This window comes from Streptococcus sp. NCTC 11567 (assembly GCF_902141215.1).
Lineage (GTDB): Bacteria > Bacillota > Bacilli > Lactobacillales > Streptococcaceae > Streptococcus > Streptococcus dysgalactiae.
In genome coordinates this window covers 137704-159057 of the sequence record NZ_LR595857.1, presented here as the reverse complement: position 1 = coordinate 159057, position 21354 = coordinate 137704, and the positions used below count along the sequence as shown (strand labels likewise).

Genomic DNA, 21354 nt, shown 5'->3' with positions numbered 1-21354 from the left:
GAAACAGCTAACAGCTAACAGCGAAAAGCCAATATCAGGATACAAATATACTAAAAGGAGCTGGACAATTTGTCCAACTCCTCTTCACTCACAATGATTAAATAGACGCCCAAACAGATTCCAGAATGTTAGTCTGTTCACGTCCTGGACCAACTGAGAAGGTTGAAATGCGAACGCCAACCAATTCTCCCACGCGACGAACGTAGTTGCGGGCATTTTCAGGAAGCTCATCAAGGCTACGAACACCTGTAATATCTTCTTGCCAGCCTGGCAATTCTTCGTAGATAGGTTTGCAACGTTTGAGTTGCTCGAGACTTGCTGGGTAGTGATCAATACGTTCACCATCTAAGTCGTAAGCAACACAAATTTTAACGGTATCAAGTCCTGAAAGAACGTCAATGGAATTGAGGGAAAGGTTAGTAATCCCTGATACACGACGACTATGGCGCATAACAACTGAGTCAAACCAACCCACACGACGTGGACGACCTGTTGTCGTACCGTACTCATGACCAACTTCACGGATACGTTCACCCACTTCATCAAAAAGCTCTGTTGGGAATGGGCCATCACCAACACGGCTAGTGTAGGCTTTGCAGACACCAACAACTTTGTTGATTTTACTTGGGCCAACCCCAGAACCAATAGTGACACCACCAGCAACTGGGTTAGATGAGGTTACAAATGGGTAAGTTCCTTGGTCAATATCAAGCATAACCCCTTGTGCACCCTCAAAAAGAACACGTTTCCCAGCATCAAGTGCATCATTTAAAATTACAGAAGTATCTGTCACATATTGTTTGATTTCTTGACCATAAGCATAGTATTCTTCAAAAATAGTATCAAAATCAAGCGGTGTGCTGTCGTACATTTTTTCAAAGAGACGATTTTTCTCCGCTAAGTTAATGCGTAAACGCTCTGCAAAAATATCCTTGTCTAACAAGTCTGCAATACGGATACCAACACGCGCTGCCTTGTCCATATAAGCTGGTCCAATCCCTTTGATGGTTGTTCCAATCTTATTGTCGCCTTTAGCCTCTTCTTGTAACTGATCCAACTGAATATGATAAGGCAAAATAACATGAGCGCGGTCTGAAATGCGAAGATTATCTGTTGTCACTCCTTCGTCATGGAGATATGCTAGCTCTTTTACCAATGATTTGGGATTAACCACAACACCATTACCAATCACAGAAATTTTCTCTGGGAAGAAAATACCTGACGGGATTAAATGCAATTTGAACTTCTTACCATCAATAACGATAGTATGTCCCGCATTATCACCACCTTGATAACGTGCAATCACTTCTGCATCTGAAGATAAAAAGTCAGTGATTTTTCCTTTACCTTCATCACCCCACTGGGTACCAACGACTACTACTGATGTCATATCATGTCCTAACTTTCCAAAACGCTTATTCTCTCAAAAGCTGGATAAGGCAATCTCACCGATCATCCCTTAGAGGAATACAGCTACCTTATTTTCCAAGAGAATAGGGCAGGAATCTCACCTGCAAGCATATGTTTTACACTTTATTATAGCAAAAAATGTTTTTCCCTGCCAGATTTCCCTGTCAATATTCAGAAAAAAAGTTAAAATGTTTTTTTAATCATCAAAATAATTAGAAATAACGAACATTAGTGAGATAAAGATTCCTTTTTCTTCATAGAATTGCTTGTTCTCGCTTCATGAGAAAATCTAAATAGTGGGTGTGAAATCAGGTCTTTTCTTTAAGAAATAAGTGATTTAAGGTAAAATAGAGATAAGTTACTCTTGCTAAAAGAGCCACTGTAAAAGCGTATAGAGGAAGTATAGAATGATGAGTAAGTATGATGTTATAGACAAACGAAAAAAGCCATTTAAGTGGGTTGGCCCTCTTATTCTTTTTGTCATTATGGCCAGTTTTCTGGGTGGATCTCCTTTGATTGAGTTTATTGAAAACGTTCTTCCTCCCCTCATCTTGGGAGGAGCTGCCTACGGCATTTACCGGTTCAAATCACGTCAAAAGCGTTTAGCAAAAGCTACTCTTGCCAAACAGCTAGAAGATTTAAAAGCTAATATTCAGTTAGCTGACCGCAAAGTCAACTTACTAGAAAGCTATTTAGAGAACAAGGACGATGCCCAATACACCATTCTTGCCAAGCAATTATTACCACAACTCAGTGAGATAAAAGCACAAGCCATTGCCTTAAAAGAAAAAATGGACCCTACTATTTATCGTCGCATCACTAAAAAAGCCAATACTGTAGAAAGCGATGTTAGCCTACAGTTGGAAAAAATACAAATCGCAACAAGTTTGAAAACGCAAGCTTTAGAAGAAGCTACTGCCAATCCTATCCACAAAGCACCAGAGCTTCAGGTATACTACGATAATATCCAAACTGACCATCAAGCGATTCTCTCCAAAATTCAAGGGGCTGACAATCAGGAAGAATTGATGGCTCTTCATGAATCTAACATGCGACGCTTCCAAGATATTTTGACTGGCTACTTAAAAATCAAGGAAAATCCTAAAAATTATTACAATGCTGATGTACGCTTGGAACAGGCTCGACAAGCCATCCAACAGTTCGATGAAGACCTTGATGAAACCCTTCGTCAGCTTAACGAAAGTGACCTTAAAGACTTTGACATCAGCCTTCGCATGATGCAAGGAGCTGCTCAAAAACGTGCAACAACCTCTCAAGAAAAAGACTAAAGGAGTTTTCCCATGGCAGAATTTCATTTTGATATTGACCAAATTGCTGACAACGCTATTGTCAAAACAGACAAAACCACTGATATTATTTCCGAATTACCAACTAACACCACTGGACAGATTTCTTTTTTTGAGAAACTAAGTGCTGACCAGCAGACAGCTATTACTGCCAAAGCCCCGGCATTGGTAGATACCTTTTTAGCAGATCAAAATGCGCTACTTGATTTTGGTCAGTCTGCTGTTGAAGGGGTCAATGCAACGGTTAATCATATCTTGGCAGAGCAAAAAAAATTACAGATTCCACAAGTGGATGATCTTTTAAAATCAACCAATCGTGAACTCAACGGTTTTATTGCAAAGTACAAGGATGCTACTCCTGCTGATTTGGAGAAGAAACCCAATTTGATTCAGAAACTTTTCAAACAAAGTCGGGATACCTTGCAGGAATTTTATTTTGATTCCCAAAATATTGAGCAAAAAATGGACGGTATGGCTGCAGCTGTAGTCAAACAAGAAGACACCTTAGCTCGCAATATTGTCTCAGCAGAGCTATTAATTGAAGACAATACCAAATCCATTGAAAATTTGGTTGGTGTCATCGCCTTTATCGAGGCTAGTCAGAAGGAAGCTACTACACGTGCCCTGACCTTACAACAAAAATTAGCAACTTTGGATAGTGCGACACCAGAATATCAAGTCCAGACAGACCTTTTGTCGAGAACTACTGAAGTCATTAACACTCTAGAACAACAGCACACCGAGTACCTCAGCCGTCTATATGTTGCTTGGGCAACAACCCCTCAAATGCGTAATTTAGTTAAGGTATCTTCGGATATGCGTCAAAAACTAGGCATGTTACGCCGCAATACCATTCCAACGATGAAACTATCTATTGCTCAGTTAGGCATGATGCAACAATCGGTTAAATCTGGAATGACTGCTGATGCCATTATTAATGCTAATAATGCTGCCCTTCAGATGCTAGCAGAAACAAGTAAAGAAGCCATCCCAGCATTGGAACAATCAGCACAAAGGCCTACTTTGTCTATGAAATCTGTGACAAGTCTGGCAGAAAGTTTAGTAGCACAAAATAATGGGATCATTGCGGCGATTGATCAGGGTCGAAAAGAACGGGTCCAATTAGAAAGCGTCATTGTCAAATCGGCTGAAACCATTAATGATTCGGTCAAATTGCGTGATCAAAAAATTGTCCAAGCCCTCCTAAATGAAGGCAAAGAAACTCAAAGGACTGTGGAGAAGGAAACCGCTGATTAGCCTTATTTCCTAAATACTACAGAAAACTTATCCATTAGAAATACAGCTTGCCACAAGCTTCAAGCGTCTCAATAATTTCAGATCAGTTTATTCAAGATATTCTACTAACATTGCTTGAATAGACTTTTTTTCATTCTTTTTAGAAGCATTTCCGTATGTTGTCACTAAGCCATTTAGAAAGCCCCAACAGATTAACCTGCTGGGGCTTCAATCGTCATAGACGAAGGATATTAAGAGATTGTTATGTTTTCTTAACCATCACTGACGGGTAAATTATCACGAACTCAACCAACAACGGCTTTTAATTTCTTGCTTGCAATTCTTGTTTAGTCACCAAACGATAGTTCTTGAAAACAGAGCCTCCGATATAGCCAGCTATCAAACTCAAAATGATACAACCAGCCGCTGTCATCAAAACTTTTGTGACAGAATTATAGGCAAACATCACGGCGAAACCGGCAATTGGAGTCGCTGTTCCTGGGGTATCATTGATTAACTTCATTAAAGCGATTAAGACGCCACAAGCTGCACCACCCACGAAGTTAGTAAGATAAATAGGGATTGGATTAGCAGAGGTCACATCTGCCTGAGTCAACGGTTCAATAGCAAAAGCAATGTTGTCTTTTCGTTCCCCTAATTTTAGTTTGTGGAACAATACACCATTCATAAAAGAAGAACCAAATACAGAAAGTGCCCCAATAGCCATCGGAATACCAGTCAAGCCAAGCATAGCTGTCAAAGCCATTGATGAAAGGGGAGCTGTCGCTACAACCACAATAGTCCCACCTAAAATCATACCCATAATAATCGGATTGCTATTAGCACTTGATGTTAAGATATCACCAATGGTTAACAAAGTGCCATTAATCACAGGCGTAATCAACTGTGCTAAGAAACGTGTCAAAGGTGCTCCAACAATAATAATCGCAATCAGATCAAGGCCACCAGGAATGTTTTTCTCCATCCATTTGATTAGGAAGGATACCAAGTATCCTGCCACAAAACCTGGGATGATGCCTGTTCCTGAAACAGACAATCCAATTAACACAGCATATCCTGGCGACACACCAATCGCGATAGCTACCAAAATAGCTGCTGCAACTCCTGATAGTGCTCCATTGGCACCACCAACTTCACTTAAAAATTGAAAACCTAAAACTTGTCCAAAAAACGAATCTTGAAAAGCTTCAACCAAAAAAGACGCACAAGCTGCCGAAGCCAAAGCTCCCATCGCCTTAGCTCCGTGAGGAGCCTTATAATTAAACAAACTAAAAATTGCTAAAACAAGAACCAACAGTCCTGTTCCCAAAAGAATATCCATATTTTCCACCAATCTATCTTATTATAAAGTGCTGTAACTAGTTTATTCTTGCCACAGCTTCGATTTCAACCAATGCTTGTAGAGGAAGCGCCTCCACCTGAACCGCTGTCCGTATAGGATAAGGCTCTTCCAACAACTCCATCATAACTTGATTTAAGGTGTCAAAATAAACCAAGTCTGATAAATACACCGTTAACTTGCAGATATGAGTCAGTTCCCTATTCTGCTCCGCTAAAATAGCTTGTAAATTGGCAAAAACTTGACGACACTGGGCCTCAAAACCATCCGGCAACTGACCACTTACTGGGTCAAGGGGCAATTGGCCTGCAGTGTAGAGAAGATTTCCTTCAATCATGTATGTTGAATAAGGCCCCATCGGTTGTGGGTAGCTGTTCATATTCAAACCTCCTCATTGATAATATAGTTAAATTTTACAGGAAACCGCATTCACGGTCAATAATAAATTATCATTTTAATAAAAAATTATTATTGAAATAATTGCAAATATTGCCAATTGTCTTTTAGGCTAAAATGTATTACTATATTGATAAACAAGAAAATACAGGAAATTTAATATGGATAAAGAAACACTAAACTACTGGAAAACCGTTATTACATTTCTTCACGATGTCCTAGGAGACAACTACGAAATTATTTTGCATGTGATTGACAAAAACGACATTTATATCGGAGAACTAGTGAACAGTCACATCAGTGGACGTTCTAAAAATTCTCCCCTCACCAAATTTGCCCTTGACCTCATCACACAAAAAGTTTATCAGGAAAAAGATTTTGTCACTAATTACAAAGCTATTGTGAGTCCTCTACACAAAGAGGTCCGGGGATCTACTTTCTTTATAAAAGATAAAGAGGGCAACCTTGAGGGGATGCTGTGCATCAACTTAGATATCTCAGCTTATCAAGGTGTGGCTAGTGACTTGTTAAAACTCGCCAATCTTAACTTAGGACAACTCATCCCTACAGCTCCTGAAACAACATCAACAGTTACCCTTCAAGAAGAACCGGTTGAGATTTTAACCTCTAACATTCAAGATATTATCAGTGAAATTATTGATCCTTCTTTATTGAGACACAATGTCCATCTTAGCCAAGAGGTTAAAATAGACATCGTGACCAAGCTTTCTGAAAAAGGCGTTTTCCAATTAAAAGGAGCTGTCTCAAAAGTCGCTGACATCCTTTGCATCTCTGAACCAAGCGTTTACCGCTACCTTAAAAAAATTGAAGTCGATCAATAACCAAATCACCATAAAACGCCAGTTAAAAGTATTTCAGATAAGCATCACAATCTCTGATATACTGATGACTGACGTTTTTTTTACTCAATATGCCTTTATGGCAAGAAAAGGCTACTAGTCATTAACCTTCAGCTATGCTTAGAGGGACACCTGTCGCAGCTTGAACCTCATCAAAAGTAAACCCTTCACTGATTTCAATTACTTGGATACCATCTGGCGTTACTTTAAACACACCCATTTCTGTGATAATAAGGTCAACCACACCTTTTGCTGTTAAAGGTAAGGTACATTCTTTTAGGAGCTTATGCTTTCCTTTGAAAAGGCAACACTTTTCTGAACAATTTTTATAAAGTGCTTTTTAAGCGATAATTCGTTTGGTCATGGGAGTTTGGTAGTTAAGACTACCATGAATGCGATGATAGTTCCACCAGTGGACATAATCTTTCGTTTTGAGGGCTAATTCTTCTAGTGATTGAAAGGTTTCTTGGTTGATAAACTCCAGTTTGAAGGAACGATAGGTACTCTCAGCGACGACATTGTCATAGGGACAACCAGCCTGACTGAGAGAACGGGTGATTCCAAAAGCTTCAAGCATCTCATCAATCAGCTGATTGTCAAACTCCTTGCCACGATCAGAATGGAACATCTTGACCTTGGTTAGTGCATAAGGGATGCTTTGAATGGCTTGTTTAACGAGCTCCGCAGTCTTGTGCCAGCCAACGACACATAGCTGAAATGCTGTATTTATCCTTATTAGCAGTGATTACTTGTCTTTTTGTGCCATAATCACTGCCGCTTGCTTTAGGATATCTAATTGCATTTCGAGTTCTTTATTGTGTTTCCTGAGTTCAATTAGCTCCCGCTGTTCATCTGTCAGATTATCAACAGACTTGAAGGAACCCGTTAGTTTGGCTTGTCTGACCCACTTATCGAAGGTTGAGGGCGTTAACTCATATTCTTTGATAAGCTCACTTCGTTTCATTCCAGCATTGTGGAGGTCAACAATTTGTTGCTTAAAATCATCGGTGAAGTGGCGACGTATTTTTCTAGACATATCTGTTCTCCTGTTTTCTTTAGTGTAGAACACTTTATAAATTCTGTCTAGTTTAGTGTAACCGATTCACATGATAACATTGATGAGAAAGGTAAAGTGCACCTTTACTGGCAGGGAAATTACTATGTTGATAACTATGTCGACTATACTAAAAATTTATCTCATGATGGTAAAAGTATCGAATGGGTAGTAGCTTTTAACAAAGCATTGGAAAACTGGACTTATCCTGATTTTTCAGTATTTCTTCCTAAGGGTGTAAAAGCTCCTACTCAAATAACTGTTCAAGATCATTGGCAAAATGGAAAAATTTATTCAAAAACAGTACAAAATACACAATGGCATTATGATTGGAAAAGCCAAAAAACAAATTTTAATCAAGAATTTGATAAATTCCCTGGTTATACTGGCTGGAGTCCTTCTCTAGATAAATTTTACAAACTAAAAAACGACGGAAAATTTTCTCACGTTTTAGTAGACACCTATGGCCGTCAATCACACACTTATTTTTCTCATAAAATGGTTTGGAAGTTTAAAACTGAGCTTGAAGAAGGTTACAAAGATAAATGGGATAAATTACCGTTTATAGCAGGTATTAAACAAAACAACCCATTAGCAGCATCATTCCCAAGTTATAAAGGGGAGTTCGGTGAGTAAATGAAGCTGCCAGTCCATCATCTTTTTATTATGCTTGAAGTGGCCGAAATACTTTCGTAAGTGCCCAACAAGATTAAAAAGGCAGAAAACCTTTTAAGGCTCTGCCTTTTTGAACTACTTAACAAGCAGCTCTGGTCTCTTGTAGTTAATGATATGACCAAACTGCTAAGCTTTTGTCATAGACTCATTTTCACCCCTTTAATCTGCTTGTAATAGGTTATGACTCAACGTAAACAATGCAGTAACTAATATTACCTAAACTAATGAGAGGAGAGGGGAGGGAACGTCGTCAGAAGTATTAGCTATCACCTTTGCATTGGCGAAATAGACGGTATATGAAATAACTTTCTATCAACCAGCCCAAACAGACCCAAATCCCAAAAGGTAATACTAGCGGTAATTTGACAAGTGAAGTCTTGTGAGACACCAGTGGACTTTCTAGTTGAGATTGATCCGTCTTATTTCGCGTTTTAGTTGGTAAATCAGAAAGGCTAGGCAATACTCTCTCTGCATTTACTAGTAGCCTTTCATTAAAAGGGGGATAAAGAGGATTACAGGTCAGTAACGTTATTAAATCTTGGCTTTTTTTAGCCGTTAATTGGCGCCAATCTTTGGCATCAATAATCTCAACACTCTTAACACTATACTCTAATTGATAAACACCTAAATCAATCACAATCTGATCTCCAATAGATAATTCTGCTATCCTAAGAAAACGTTCATTATCATACCAGCTACGGTGCCCTGCAATAACCGATCGCGTCCCTAATCCGCCGATGGGTAGGCTAGTTCCAGTAACCTGCGCTACTCCCTTTTCAAGATGACGTTCACTTGCACCTACACGAATCGGTTGTGCCATGCGAAGCTTTGGAATGATAATATAACCAATAATATTATCGTCAAAAGGGCTCTGCTTCAACTGGTTTTGTGCATCTACAAACGGGTCTGTTGTGGCTCTGTCGGTTAACGCTTGTTCTTGATTGTGACGATTAACCCATTCTTTTTGTGAATTTTTCCACGATCTATTCTCCGTTTGAAACTTTTGATAAGCAACCTGCTCTTGAAATTGGTTAAGGGACATTAGTGTTAAGAAAAATAAGGGAAGACCAAGTCCCAAAATCATTAAAACATAGCCAACACATTTTTGTTTAGACACTAAACTATTCCTTTCTGTATTACTTGCGATGCCAATTGATTAAAAGAATTATCACTAGTATAACAAATAGTAGAAAACTTACAAGAAAAATAGCTTTTGTATACCATGGTCTTTGAGCATCAGCTTTTTCAAACGCTTTTTGATAAGGAACACGGTAGCCGCGTACTAATAATCGATGACTATTGATTCCGTATGGTGTACAGGTTAGTAATGTTGCATAATCAAAACCATTTTTCACTAAAACTGGGGTGAAATTATCGGGTTCTACAACTAAAATCTGGTCTACTTTGTAAGCAAGGGTCTTGTCAATATTATGAATAAAAAATAAATCTCCCTTTTTCATCTTGTGAATATTCGTGAACAATTTAGCTTGAGGTAGTCCAGTATGCGCTGTAATAACGGTATGGGTGCTATCGCCCCCAATTGGTAAAGAGGTTCCTTCTAGATGCCCTGCGGCTTTTTGGAGAACGTCGTCACTTGTTCCAGCGTAAATCGGGAGATTAATATCAAAACGCGGCACTTCAACATAACCAATTTGCTCATTAAGTTCTAGCATTCTCGCGTACTCCGCAACACCCTTTTTTTCCATATCTGTATAAGGATCATTAATCCTTCCTGGATCTAAAGTGGCATTGTAGGCTCTAGCTAGAGCCATACGTCGTTTGATATCATCTTTATTAACGATGACTTTAGCTGATTCAAATGACGTTACTGCTTGGTTTTGCTTCACACGATAATAATAGTTTGACACCAAGGGATACAACATTATAAGACATCCCATAAGGAATAACAAGGGGAACATGACTTGAATTAGTCGTTCCCTTAACGATAATGATTGCTTATTCTTTAGCATGAAACTCCTCTCTCTTAACTTTCTGGCTCTTCTTTTTTTTCTGACGGTAAAACCAATAACCGAAAAGTAGTGCAAGTAAAGCAAGAAGTACAAACAGGTAGCACATGTAGCCTGATGACGCTTTTTGTTTATTATTCTTGTGCTCATTAGAAACATATGGAACACGATGCCCACGAACAATCAACCGATGCGTATTAATCCCAACTGGGGTACACGTTAGAAGCGTAGCGTAATCTTTACCGGGAACAATCAGTAAATCTGAAAAATCATCTGGTTCAATTATTTTAATCTGATCTATTTGGTAAGCAAGAATTTCTTTAATGTTATGGATATAAAAAATATTTCCCTTCCTAAGCTTCGCTAAATCTGAAAAGAGTTTCGCAGAGGGCAAACCTGAATGTGACGTCAGCACCGTATGCGTGTTTTCCCCACCAACTGGCAAAGATGTTCCCTCTAGATGCCCACTCCCTTTAGAAATAATTTCATCACTTGTTCCAGCATAAATTGGCAAATCGACCCTTATCTTAGGGATTTCCACATGTCCTATTTGTTCATGAAGTTCAAGCATCCGTGCATACTCCGCACGACCTTTTGTTTTTTCATCATCGGAATAGGGATCTTTGAGGTTTACATCATGCAAACTGGCATTAAATGCCTTTGCAAGAGCTATCCTCTGACTAATATCTTCTTGATGCAACGTTGATTTCTCCCGGTCAAATTGCTTAGACTGATTGTTTGATTCAATAGTGTAGTATATCCTAGAAATTTGCGGGTATAATAAAATAGTCAAGCCTATCAAAAACACTACTATCAGAGCAATATTTTGATTTAAGCGATGCCGCTTGGATTGCTGTTTCATGCTATCACCTTTATTCCTTTTATTTAAAAAACTAGAGGCACCTTACGGGACCTCTAGTAATCTTAGTGCCTTGTCTCTTCATTAACCGTTCTTACGTACCAGATAGACACCTAGTGTAAATAGTGCAAAACCAAGTAAAACCACCAAAATCATAATCGCATTACCTGTATAGGGAATTTCAATTCTAGGAGGGACCTTAGGCTGGTTGACGACTTTCACAGGGGCTTGTTTTTCTGAATAATCTGTTACTTCAAATGATATAGTTTTTTTTGACAAAAGATAACCTTTTGGAGCAGTGATTTCTTTTAAAACATAAGACCCAAATGGTAAATCTTTTGCCATAAAAGAACCATCTTTCGAGGACGTTAGGAGATACCGACTGCCACCTTTAATAACAGGTTGTAGCTGTTTTTGGGTTTGTTTCCAAACCTCAAAAGTTGCTCCTTCTAGACTACCACCTTGAGCAGAAACTTTAACAAAAGGGTACGAACCACGTTTTTGAGGCTTTGCTTTCTTTGTATAAACGGCCTGATCATCATCTGTATCAACCTTCAAGATAAAGGGCGCTAGCGAGTGAACACCTAAGCGTTCTTCTGCCTCTCTAACGTAGTAAATCGCTCCTACAGGTAGATTTGATAATACAAGCTTGGTCTCACCTTTTGGTACTGTGACAGTTGATACTTGAGGATACTGATGGGTTAACTCAGCATCTGTCTTCTCAAATAGTGTTTCCAGTTCGGGCAAAGTTTGTCCCTCGGGCAATTGCCACAACGCTAGTTGTGTATCCTTATCAGACTTCTCAAAATGAATCGTCACGGATGACGTTTTCTGCAAAGCAAAAATAGGAGACGTCAAAAAGTACAAACAAGCGCAAATCGATAGCATCAAGCGAATCAATCGTCCTATTTTCAATTGTGTACCTCCCATTTTTCTAACAAACTATTCCGATTTATCATTTTTATTACGACGGATCATCATCAATCCAGTAACGGTCATGATTGCCAAACCAACCACAGTAAAGATAACTGTACCAATACCACCAGTTTGAGGAATGGTGATTTTTTTGTTAATCACCCGTTGTCCGTAACCAAAATCAGGTGTTCCTTTTTCATATTGAGTATGCCCTTCCAAACTTTGACCAGATTGATCTTTATGCCCATTGTAAGAGTTGAAACCAAGTGTAAACTCAACCTTTTCTTGAAGTTTTGCAAAGCCAGTAGGAGCTGCTACCTCTTCTAAGTAATAGGTTCCAGCTGCAAGCCCTGTTACCTCAAACTGTCCTTTACTATTTGACGTGAATTTGATTGCTTTTTGTTTATCACTTACCCATTCATAAGCAGTTCTTGCTTTTTTGAAGGCATCGTCACGCGCTTTCTTAGCCTTTTCAATTTCTAATGTATTAGGCTTGTCTGTAGTAGCTTTCTTAATCTCTTCTTGGTACTTTTTCTCAGCCTCCTGATAAGCTTTCTCTTCAGCATTTTGTTCATTATCAGCTTTAATGGCTAAATACTTACCACCTGTTTTTTGATTAGTTACAACAAAGGCTGCACCTTGTAGACGCTCATCTTCTTGACTTGTCTTAACGAATTTTTTACCATGTGTTACAATTGCTGGACTAGTCGGTTTAAGAGGATCTGGATTTTTTTCATCTTTGGTATTCGTAATAGAAATTTTTCCCTGCTCGCTAACTGTATACTCTGGTGTGTAACCAATAACACCTTCTTTGATATAATAGTCCTTAGTATCATCTAAGTTTTTAAAGGTGTGACTATACCCTTTAGTCAATGTGACCGAATCCACCACCTTATCATCACTTGACATAGCGCCTTTTTGGTAAAGGTAGTAGGTCACTTCAACACCTGAAGGCGCTGGTTGGCTAGCCCATGTTTTGTTAACTGTAATAGACTTATCTTTTGGCTTTGTTGACTTATCTCTTGGGTCTTTATGTTCTTTAGGATTGTTGCTGTAATCAAAGATAACTGTATTCTTGTCTGGTTGGTCAACGACGGCATCGCTATTGACAGTCGCTTTATAGCTTATATCCACTGTCATTGGGTGACCATCAGCTGTAACTTGACCCTTAGCGTCCTTAGTTGCTTGAACAGCTTTTTTAACTTTTTCTAGACCTGATTCAGTGAATTTCAAGACAAATCCACTTTGATTTTCAGTTAGGCTATAATCTGTTCCAACCTTAAAATTATCGATATTATTACCTGAATGAGTAATTCCAAGATTCAAACTTCCATTTTTATAAGTTAACCCTTTTGTCATCGTATCTTCCCAGCGAAGGGCTTGATACTGTGCACCGGCTGGAATCTCTGTTTTTATGTGATAAGTGACTTCTGAGCCAATTGTCCGCGATACGTGACCTTTATCTTTTTGATAATGATCATAATTAGCTCCGCCTGCTAGCTTTGCATCTTTTTCCTCGTTACTAAAGTTTTTGTCAATTTTTGGTTTTGTTGTGGTGTTTTTAGGATATACATGCAGATCTTTAATTATTGAGCCATCAGCCTTATAAACTGGTAACTCCAAGCCAAATGGTACCGCAGCTCCTGAAGACAAGGTCTCACCATTAGCAATATTGGAACCCGAGTTTTCGACAAACCAATAGTAACCATCTGTAAGATTCGCAACTTTGACACCCTGTTGATTAGCAGTCTTTTCAGTAGTAGTCCCCGAAGACTCCCCCGCATTTTTTAAAAGTGCTTGCACTTTTAGTACTGTATCGTAGTTTTGAGGATTTTTAGTTAACTTCTCATAATCTTCTTTTTTCCCTACCTTCCAGTAAGTAAAGCTAACACCATCAAGCTCTTCAGCTCCAGCACCAAAGTAGCTTGTTATTGTATTAATCTTTTCACCGTTATAGTTTTGATTATTATCTCCTGTGTACGTTCCATCCGGATTTTTTTCCTTAGGCCAGCCAACTAAGCTTGTCATTTTAATTTTATGAATAACAACATCGGTTTTATGTGATGATTCTGCTTCTGCCACAGCTACAACTGTCGGTAAAAGGCTTCCCAAAACCAGCAATACTGCTGCCAATCTACTAAATATCTTCGTTTTCAACTGTTCTCTCCTATTTGTAAAAAATATTTATCTAAATGTTTTTTTGACTCTTTTGATTGTTAAATTACTGGCAACTCCCTCTCTAAAAGGAGGGTCTCCACAATATTCAAATAACAACCATCAATCATTTAATCTTTGTTTTCTACGATGACCAAGATAAGCAATCCCCATAATAGCACCACCAACCACCATAAATAATGTAATGCCTTGACCACCAGTCATAGGGAAGACAAACTTGTGATTAATGATTTCATTGAATTCTTTCTGTAAGTCTCCGTCTGATTCTTTAATTTCTACTAGCTTATCAGTCACTATTTTATCGTTAAGAAGACGATATTTAATGACTTTTCCGGTTGCATCTACTTGGAAGATTCGAACTATTCCTTTTTGCTTCACATAACCATCAGGTGCTGACTCCTCTTTGATGGCATAAAAACCTGGGGACAAGTTGTCAAACAAGACATTACCCTTATCATCTGAAGTTGCTGTTCGAGTAGCACCATTCATCAAGACAGGTTCATAATATTGCTCATCATAAGCCTGTGTAGGTGTATCAATTTCTTTTCCATTACTATCTTTACGTCGCCATAAACTAAACGTTGCAGACTTCTCTTTCGTAGCAGGAGACAATTCCCCTTTTTCAGAAGCCAACATTTTTGTAAAAATAATCTTAGCAGTATTAGGATAATTAATAATCTTACCGTTATCAGGTGTCAAATCTTTAATTGTACCGTCCTTATCAACTTTGAAAGTAGCTACTGCTTTATCTGGCTTCAGATAACCGGATGGTACTTGTGTTTCCCAGACCTCGTAGTTACCTGATTCCATACCTTCAAAAGCAAATTTACCCGTATCTTTATCAGATTTTACTGTTTTTAGATTAGTAAATGTTTTATCTGGCTTCACTTTGCGTAACTCAAAGCTCGCTTCTAATGGGTCTCCCGTAACATTAGTCTTCGTAAACTCAACTTTATTTTTCCGGTTAGTCACGGTTACTCTGATCCCACCATCGGCACTGCTTTCACCCGACTTTAAAATAACCCCCGCATCATATGTAACCTCTTCTGAATATGGGCCTTGTGGTATCAAACGCCCTTCTGGGGTATAATACCAATAATTATTATAATAATTTTGAGAAAGTAGAGCTCTTGTTTGGAGTGGTGCCTCAGAAGAAGAATCGATTCTTCCAACAACTTTCATGACAAATGATGACCTGTTTTCAAGTTCATTCTCAAAGTTAATATAGAGGCGTCCGTCTTCCTTAACAATAGGAATATCTCTTTCTTCTATTAAAGTATCATCCCTTACGCCCCAGCTTGGTGGCATATCAGAAGCCTCATAGGAACGATATAGTGTTACCTGAGTCGTTGAATCGATAACAGCAGCTCCGTATCCCATGAAATACAATTCGCCATTACGAATACTCTCATGCCTCGGGTTAATATAGACATAGTTTGTAAAGGTTCCATTTTTCAAATCCAGCTTAGTGAGCATGGAACCAATATTGACCGGTGAATAGCTATCCGTATAGCCGTAATAAGGAGTATAGAGCACCCGAACTTTGGCGGTATTTGTCTGACTGCCAACGCTTGTTGAAATCTCAATATCCTCATCTCTAGTAACAGCATAACGATCTATAAAGTATGGTAAGATCGTTGAAAAATTTGAAACATCATATTTTTCAACATAGTCTGTAAAAGTATAAATAATATTTCGGCTCTTGCTATCATACTTACCAACAGCTAGGGTGCCATAAGGACCAATGATGTTAAAGGTTGTTGTTTCTCCTGTTGAAGCCCCAAAGGGATCTATATTATCTGAGAGTTTAACCGCAAAATAATCTCCCTTATTAATATTCCCCCCTGCCTTAATTTCAAACTCTGATCGAGCAAGCAGGTTTTCACCATGATTGGGATTAACATGCAAGGGTTCTTGTCCATTTGTTGTAGCAAACTCAACTTTTTTGACTAGAATATTGCTAGACACATCTTTGCCAGATACTGCCGTTGCTGAAAGACTCACTGATCGAACGGTCCTTGATGTAGCGGATGCTGCAACTGTAGATTCCGGCTCTTTATCCGCTGTATCTCCTATTGTAATAGTGCGAGGTATTTTATCTAAAACATATCCTTTTGGCGCGGCAATCTCTGTCAAAATGTAGTCACCAAATGGTAAGTTTGTAAAAGTATACTCTCCCTTGCCATCTGTCTCACCAGTTAGTACCACACCCTTATTAGACTCAAGCTGAAATTTGGCTCCCGCTAATGGTACTGTACTTTGCTCATCTTTTTTGATGACTTTAATCTTTTGTTTGCCTGGCTTCGTGTTCTGGATGATTTTATCTGATGGCTTGATCGAAGCCTCTAATCCTTGGTCTGTTATCGTAAAGGATGCTGCCGGCCCCGATACCGCTAGGTAACCCTCTAAAGGTTTTGTTTCAATTAACTGATATTCTCCAGCATCTAAGTCTGATAGGGTTAACTTGCCATTTGTTCCAGTCTTGACATCCTTGTATTTCTCGACAACTTGCCAGTCAGTCTCTCCTTTTTTCTCTAATCTAAAGGCAACGCCACTCAAAGCTTTCTTAGTTTCAACATCTTGCTTTGTAAAGACGATTGAACCTTTTTTTGTTTTGTAATTACGAATCGTTACAGTAGGCTCAATATTATTGGCTACCCCAGATGATGTGTTTCCTAGCTCAAAAGCACTGGCTTTGGCATTGGATTGTCCTCCAGCTTGTGTGTATTTCCAAATAGCATTTAAAGAGACATCTGCATTTCTAGCCGAAGAATTAATCTTAGCTTTTATTTTGATTAAAATACCCGCAGTATTTTTATTAGTTTCTGGATCAAGAAAGCTTCCCTTAGGTAGTGAGAACCCTTGACCATCATAGCTAACAGGAATAGTAGTCAAACCATCTGTTTCTCCTGACATACTGTAGGGCATCATAGTCGTTTTTTGACTTAAGGGAATCCGATAAACAGTGATATCGTCCTTATTGAATGACACAACACTCGATTTTTCTGCTACATTTACATAATGTAACGCCACCAATGGATCGGATACTGTATATTTACTATCTTTAGGTGGTGCTCCATTATTCAAGTAAATAGTATATTCAACTTCGCCAGTCGTCCGATTAAGGTAAGTAATGTTATTCCTTAACCTTAAGCCTCTATTTAATGTTCCAGCCATGTACTGGCCTTCACCATAGTCGATCGTAAAGTTACCAGAATCTTGCTTCTGACCGTCAATGATATTGCTAATACTATAGCTTTTTTCATACCAGTCTCGATCAACTTTTTTAGCTTCTGGACTGAAGGTGTAATTGACTGTTATTTCAGCGTTTTGTTTATGATTAATGAGATCATTAAAGGTATAGATGTAGCTATTGCTGGCCTCATCATAAATCCCTGTGGCAACCACTTTCTGATCGAGCATCAAAGGAGGTGCCGAGATGAATTTTTCACGAATACCATTTGGAGATAAGTAGTCGCTTAATTTTATGGTAAAAGAATCACCCGCTTGTGTCCCTTCGTTGACCTTCAATTTAAAGGACATATCGAAAAACTCTCCCGATGTCGCCCATAATTTTGTATAATCTGTATTTCCTGAAGCTTTATTTTTAGTTGTAAAGTTATAGCTAGTTACTGTCACTACGCCAGAGGTTTTTGGACTCCTGAGGATAGTCCCGCCTGTTCCTCCGCCACCTGTCGAAGGAAGAGAGGATGTTGGGCTACTAGTCGTTGTTCCTGCTTTGACATAAGTATACTGTGTGTACCCGTCTGGACTGACGGTTATCTTATAATAATCAGTCATCACCTGATAGCCACTTGGTGGTGCTACTTCCTTTAAAAGGTAAGTTCCTGGAGGGATATTAGCAAATTTAGCATCACCTGTACCACTAGTTGTTTGTTCAGTTTGATAGCTTGATGTACTAGTATCCGATGTTAACTGAAACTTTACATCCTTAATGGGTGTCCTTCCGTCTTCATCAAATTTTTTGAGCTTAAAACTTCCTGTCTTTGAGGTGCTCACACTCTCAGCTTTGACTTCTGTGACAGGGCTTTTTGTCCCTAAATGTCCTGATAAGGACATTAAAGCATCAAAAGGTGGTGCTAACTGCGAAAAAATAAGACTTAAGGTAACCATCAGTCTAATTAGTTTATATTTCTTTTTTCTGTTTATCACTATAACTAACTCTCTCTCCAATCTACTGTACATTAAACTTTACAAAAATACAGTTTCTAATATATCTACCTTATCATAACTACATTTACCTTAGATTATTGTAAGCTCATTTTTTTCTCCATATTTCTTATATGAAAACCTCATTTTTGAGAAAAATGTTTATTTGGAGATATTTCCAAGCACTCTGAAATTTATTTTCTAGTCTTTTAATTTGATTTCTATTTTTAGCTTAGATAGAAATCGAGTAGGGGCTAATTTCTAGCCCCTCTCACACCACCGTGCGTGCCGTTCGGCACACGGCGGTTCAATGAACTTTTAACGCATGTCGTTCTAAGTAGTCATCCAAGTAAGAAAACAGTCCCCGTTTTGCGAGGACTGTTTTTGATATAGCTTGTTTTAGAACTGACTTTTGAGCTACTAATTGATAATGGTCGCCCCATCTTGATGTGGACGACTTTTCCACCCCTCTTTGCGTATTCCTTTCTTATTTTGGTGTCTGAGGGACATCTTATATTAGTGAACTTTCCTCTAGTCAATACGTGACCGCACCCAGTTCTATCAGAGCACTAGTTTTACAGACACAAGTGAAGTAGGTATACTTCGGTTAATTGTTTAGCCCTTCGCTCTACTTCCATTACAGAAATTTCATCGCTACTATGGCATCGGCTGACTTCTCAGCATTCGTTGTTACTACGTCTAGAACGCTCATGAGACCTCAAAGGATAAGGTGTACACCTTTCCTCGTTTACTCTCATATTTACGCCTATAGGTTACCACTACCTTTTTGGACTTTAGAGTTTCAGGCCTCCTCGTCTGCTATATACGCCTTGATATCACGTTTCTGTTTGTAGAGCCATGATTTCACTCTCCCTTCCTCTCCCCACTACTCACGATAATCAGACTTGGGCATCGCTATTGGATTCACCGGTAGCGGGTGTCCGCGAAGGATTTGCACCTCAGATGTAAGACATGCCCGTCGTACTTAAAAATCGAGACTGCATAAAGACAGTCTCGATTGATTTCGACTTTTGAAAGCGTTAAGCTTTACGACGTTTAACAATAACTTGATTTCCTGTAGGTTGTAGGTCTACTATATAGAATACTTCTACGTCAGACTTTATTGTTTTGTTTGTTTTTTTAAAAGACTAAAAATAGGAAGTACTGACAAAATAAGGATTCCAAGAAAGGCCAAAACATTCTCAATATCTCCTGTTGCAGGAAGGATAGGTGTTATATTTTTTGTAGGTTTTTCCCGATTCTCTTCCACTTTGGGCTCATTATTGTCAAAATGGAACACTAACTTCGGACGCGTATCTTCAACAACAGTCGCTGTTTCACTGAAACCACTCATGCCTGTTTGAGTGTCTTTCGTAAATTCAACAGACTCACTTTGACCTCCCATCAATACTCCTGGCTCTTTCGTGTCTTCTGTCTCAACCTGAGGAGTTGTTTGACCACTCATGCCTGTTTGAGTATCTTTCGTAAATTCAACAGACTCACTTTGACCTCCCATCAACACTCCTGGCTCTTTCGTGTCTTCTGTCTCAACCTGAGGAGTTGTTTGACCACTCATGCCTGTTTGAGTGTCTTTCGTAAATTCAACAGACTCACTTTGACCTCCCATCAACACTCCTGGCTCTTTCGTGTCTTCTGTCTCAACCTGAGGAGTTGTTTGGCCACTCATGCCTGTTTGAGTGTCTTTCGTAAATTCAACAGACTCACTTTGGCCTCCCATCAACACTTCTGGCTCTTTCGTATCTTCTGTCTCAACCATATTTCCTGAAAAACCTGTTTCATTCGGAAGTTTTTTATCAATATCAACAGGGTTCTGTTGATTTCCATAGACTTCGGTAATATACTCCGTCTCACCAGACTCACCCGCTAGAGGCGATTGGTCTTTATTGTTAAACTCATAACGAGGAACTTCAATAGGTAAGTCAATACTAGGTTTTTCAGGGACTTCTTGACCATCTAACTCTGGCATCAATGGGGGAAGCGCAGGTTCTAAGCTCTCACTTGGAACTTCGGGGACTTCTTGTCCGTCTAGCATCACCGGTGGAAGCGTAGGTTCTAAACTCTCATTTGGACGTTGTGGGCCTTCGGGAATTGGAGTGCCATCCAACTCGGGAGTTTTGGGTCCATGTTCAGGGGTTTCACCAGGTTTAGGGGGATTTTCTGGTACAAACTCAGCACTTAGAAGATTTTGATAAGCTTTATTTTCAGACTCAAAGATATTTAAACGATAGCCTGATGGGATTTTATTAACTGCAGTAGCTTCTAAATTGGGATCAATTAGTTTTTTCAATGCATCACGCATTAACATTACTTGACTTTCGCTAATTTCTCCATCTCTTAATTCAGACTTCCACTGTTCATCCACTATAAACTCTGAGGTATCAGAATAATACCAGACAGCACTTTGGGTTACTTTTATAGCATTTAAAGTGTCCAACCCTTTCATAATATCATTTGCATCATTAGGGTAGCCGTTATACATAACGCTCCGTAATTTTTTAGTTAGTTCCTCTCCCCCTACTCTGGGAGCCATAGCATGAACTTTAAAAGTTTCAGCAGTTCCCTCTAATCTTTTATACCATTTTTTGACACTACTATTTACTCTATAAGGAAAACTTTTATTTAGGTTAAAGCAATAAACTTGATATTCCTTACTTCCTTTTAAATTGACTTTAAGATCATGATACCAGGGTTTCCATCCGCTATAAGCATCATAACCGTACCAAGGAAACTCAGGATTTGGACTACTATAATTCGGCACAGTCTTCTCATCGGCAGCATAGGCTACTTGACCAAAACCGATAGCACCCGCGCATGCCAAAAGCATAAAAAAGACTCCCACTAAAGTGACAGCAAATCGCCTTTTTCTTTTTGTGTGTGCCAAAAAACTGGCTTCTTTGTTCAAAAATATTTTGTTATTCATTTTCTCTCCTCTCAAAAACATATATGAGC

Annotated in this window: 13 protein-coding genes and 4 pseudogenes; 4 read left to right on the top strand and 13 right to left on the bottom strand. The window is 38.9% G+C overall.

Features of this window, described 5'->3' with window-relative positions; all coding sequences use genetic code 11:
• Positions 1–97 precede the first annotated feature (97 nt).
• Entirely contained in the window at positions 98–1390 is a 1293-nt protein-coding gene (locus FQT67_RS00925) for an adenylosuccinate synthase (protein ID WP_046177322.1), read from the bottom strand.
• A gap of 427 nt (positions 1391–1817) precedes the next feature.
• On the opposite strand from FQT67_RS00925, the gene FQT67_RS00920 reads away from it, so the two are divergent.
• Positions 1818–2699, top strand: a complete 882-nt coding sequence (locus FQT67_RS00920; protein WP_003055205.1) for a hypothetical protein — start codon at positions 1818–1820, stop codon at positions 2697–2699.
• 12 nt (positions 2700–2711) lie between these two features.
• Positions 2712–3974: a toxic anion resistance protein gene (locus FQT67_RS00915; RefSeq protein ID WP_046177323.1), complete on the top strand. Its 1263-nt coding sequence runs from the start codon at positions 2712–2714 to the stop codon at positions 3972–3974.
• 301 nt (positions 3975–4275) lie between these two features.
• Here FQT67_RS00915 and FQT67_RS00910 read toward each other — a convergent pair whose 3' ends face one another.
• Together FQT67_RS00910 and FQT67_RS00905 are read right to left on the bottom strand one after the other, a co-directional pair.
• Positions 4276–5295, bottom strand: a complete 1020-nt coding sequence (locus FQT67_RS00910) for a PTS fructose transporter subunit IIC (RefSeq protein ID WP_003060913.1) — start codon at positions 5293–5295, stop codon at positions 4276–4278.
• A 37-nt stretch (positions 5296–5332) separates the two neighbouring features.
• The gene (locus FQT67_RS00905; protein ID WP_042357815.1) at positions 5333–5692 is read right to left on the bottom strand and encodes a RidA family protein; all 360 of its coding nucleotides are present in this window, start codon (positions 5690–5692) and stop codon (positions 5333–5335) included.
• A 178-nt stretch (positions 5693–5870) separates the two neighbouring features.
• On the opposite strand from FQT67_RS00905, the gene FQT67_RS00900 reads away from it, so the two are divergent.
• Positions 5871–6551 carry a PAS domain-containing protein gene (locus FQT67_RS00900; RefSeq protein ID WP_046177324.1) on the top strand — a complete coding sequence of 227 codons (681 nt, stop codon included), beginning with the start codon at positions 5871–5873 and terminating at the stop codon, positions 6549–6551.
• Positions 6552–6672: 121 nt separating this feature from the next.
• Here the strand turns inward: FQT67_RS00900 and FQT67_RS00895 are convergent.
• Both FQT67_RS00895 and FQT67_RS00890 read right to left on the bottom strand, forming a co-directional pair.
• Positions 6673–6867 (bottom strand): annotated as a pseudogene (locus tag FQT67_RS00895) (succinyl-CoA--3-ketoacid-CoA transferase); the annotation flags it as partial.
• A 42-nt stretch (positions 6868–6909) separates the two neighbouring features.
• Positions 6910–7605 (bottom strand): annotated as a pseudogene (locus FQT67_RS00890) (integrase core domain-containing protein).
• Between the two features lie 69 nt (positions 7606–7674).
• On the opposite strand from FQT67_RS00890, the pseudogene FQT67_RS00885 reads away from it, so the two are divergent.
• Positions 7675–8259 (top strand): annotated as a pseudogene (locus FQT67_RS00885) (hypothetical protein); the annotation flags it as partial.
• A gap of 298 nt (positions 8260–8557) precedes the next feature.
• Here FQT67_RS00885 and FQT67_RS00880 read toward each other — a convergent pair.
• The 8 genes and pseudogenes from FQT67_RS00880 to prtF1 all read right to left on the bottom strand — a co-directional run bounded on the left by FQT67_RS00880 (position 8558) and on the right by prtF1 (position 21325).
• Entirely contained in the window at positions 8558–9415 is an 858-nt protein-coding gene (locus FQT67_RS00880; RefSeq protein ID WP_172601555.1) for a class C sortase, read from the bottom strand.
• A gap of 19 nt (positions 9416–9434) precedes the next feature.
• A complete protein-coding gene (locus tag FQT67_RS00875) occupies positions 9435–10268 on the bottom strand; it encodes a class C sortase (RefSeq protein WP_046177327.1) in 834 nt (277 codons plus the stop codon).
• On the bottom strand, positions 10255–11127 hold the full coding sequence (locus FQT67_RS00870; protein ID WP_046177328.1) for a class C sortase: 873 nt from the start codon (positions 11125–11127) through the stop codon (positions 10255–10257). Before FQT67_RS00870 ends, FQT67_RS00875 begins: the two co-directional genes overlap by 14 nt.
• A gap of 81 nt (positions 11128–11208) precedes the next feature.
• A complete protein-coding gene (locus FQT67_RS00865) occupies positions 11209–12039 on the bottom strand; it encodes a prealbumin-like fold domain-containing protein (protein WP_261308890.1) in 831 nt (276 codons plus the stop codon).
• A 27-nt stretch (positions 12040–12066) separates the two neighbouring features.
• On the bottom strand, positions 12067–14196 hold the full coding sequence (locus FQT67_RS00860) for a pilin N-terminal domain-containing protein (RefSeq protein WP_046177330.1): 2130 nt from the start codon (positions 14194–14196) through the stop codon (positions 12067–12069).
• Positions 14197–14316: 120 nt separating this feature from the next.
• Positions 14317–18348 carry a SpaA isopeptide-forming pilin-related protein gene (locus tag FQT67_RS00855; RefSeq protein ID WP_232619984.1) on the bottom strand — a complete coding sequence of 1344 codons (4032 nt, stop codon included), beginning with the start codon at positions 18346–18348 and terminating at the stop codon, positions 14317–14319.
• A gap of 343 nt (positions 18349–18691) precedes the next feature.
• Positions 18692–18832, bottom strand: a pseudogene (locus FQT67_RS00850) (group II intron reverse transcriptase/maturase); the annotation flags it as partial.
• 672 nt (positions 18833–19504) lie between these two features.
• Entirely contained in the window at positions 19505–21325 is a 1821-nt protein-coding gene (gene prtF1, locus FQT67_RS00845) for a fibronectin-binding protein PrtF1/SfbI (protein WP_261308889.1), read from the bottom strand.
• Positions 21326–21354: the final 29 nt, after the last annotated feature.

Bases quoted from the DNA above. Each gene is read 5' to 3' on its own strand.
- FQT67_RS00855 (WP_232619984.1), bottom strand. From the start codon at position 18,348: ATGGTTACCTTAAGTCTTATTTTTTCGCAGTTAGCACCACCTTTTGAT.
- FQT67_RS00875 (WP_046177327.1), bottom strand. From the start codon at position 10,268: ATGCTAAAGAATAAGCAATCATTATCGTTAAGGGAACGACTAATTCAA.
- FQT67_RS00905 (WP_042357815.1), bottom strand. From the start codon at position 5,692: ATGAACAGCTACCCACAACCGATGGGGCCTTATTCAACATACATGATT.
- FQT67_RS00915 (WP_046177323.1), top strand. From the start codon at position 2,712: ATGGCAGAATTTCATTTTGATATTGACCAAATTGCTGACAACGCTATT.
- FQT67_RS00900 (WP_046177324.1), top strand. From the start codon at position 5,871: ATGGATAAAGAAACACTAAACTACTGGAAAACCGTTATTACATTTCTT.
- FQT67_RS00910 (WP_003060913.1), bottom strand. From the start codon at position 5,295: ATGGATATTCTTTTGGGAACAGGACTGTTGGTTCTTGTTTTAGCAATT.
- FQT67_RS00870 (WP_046177328.1), bottom strand. From the start codon at position 11,127: ATGAAACAGCAATCCAAGCGGCATCGCTTAAATCAAAATATTGCTCTG.
- FQT67_RS00920 (WP_003055205.1), top strand. From the start codon at position 1,818: ATGATGAGTAAGTATGATGTTATAGACAAACGAAAAAAGCCATTTAAG.
- FQT67_RS00925 (WP_046177322.1), bottom strand. From the start codon at position 1,390: ATGACATCAGTAGTAGTCGTTGGTACCCAGTGGGGTGATGAAGGTAAA.
- prtF1 (WP_261308889.1), bottom strand. From the start codon at position 21,325: ATGAATAACAAAATATTTTTGAACAAAGAAGCCAGTTTTTTGGCACAC.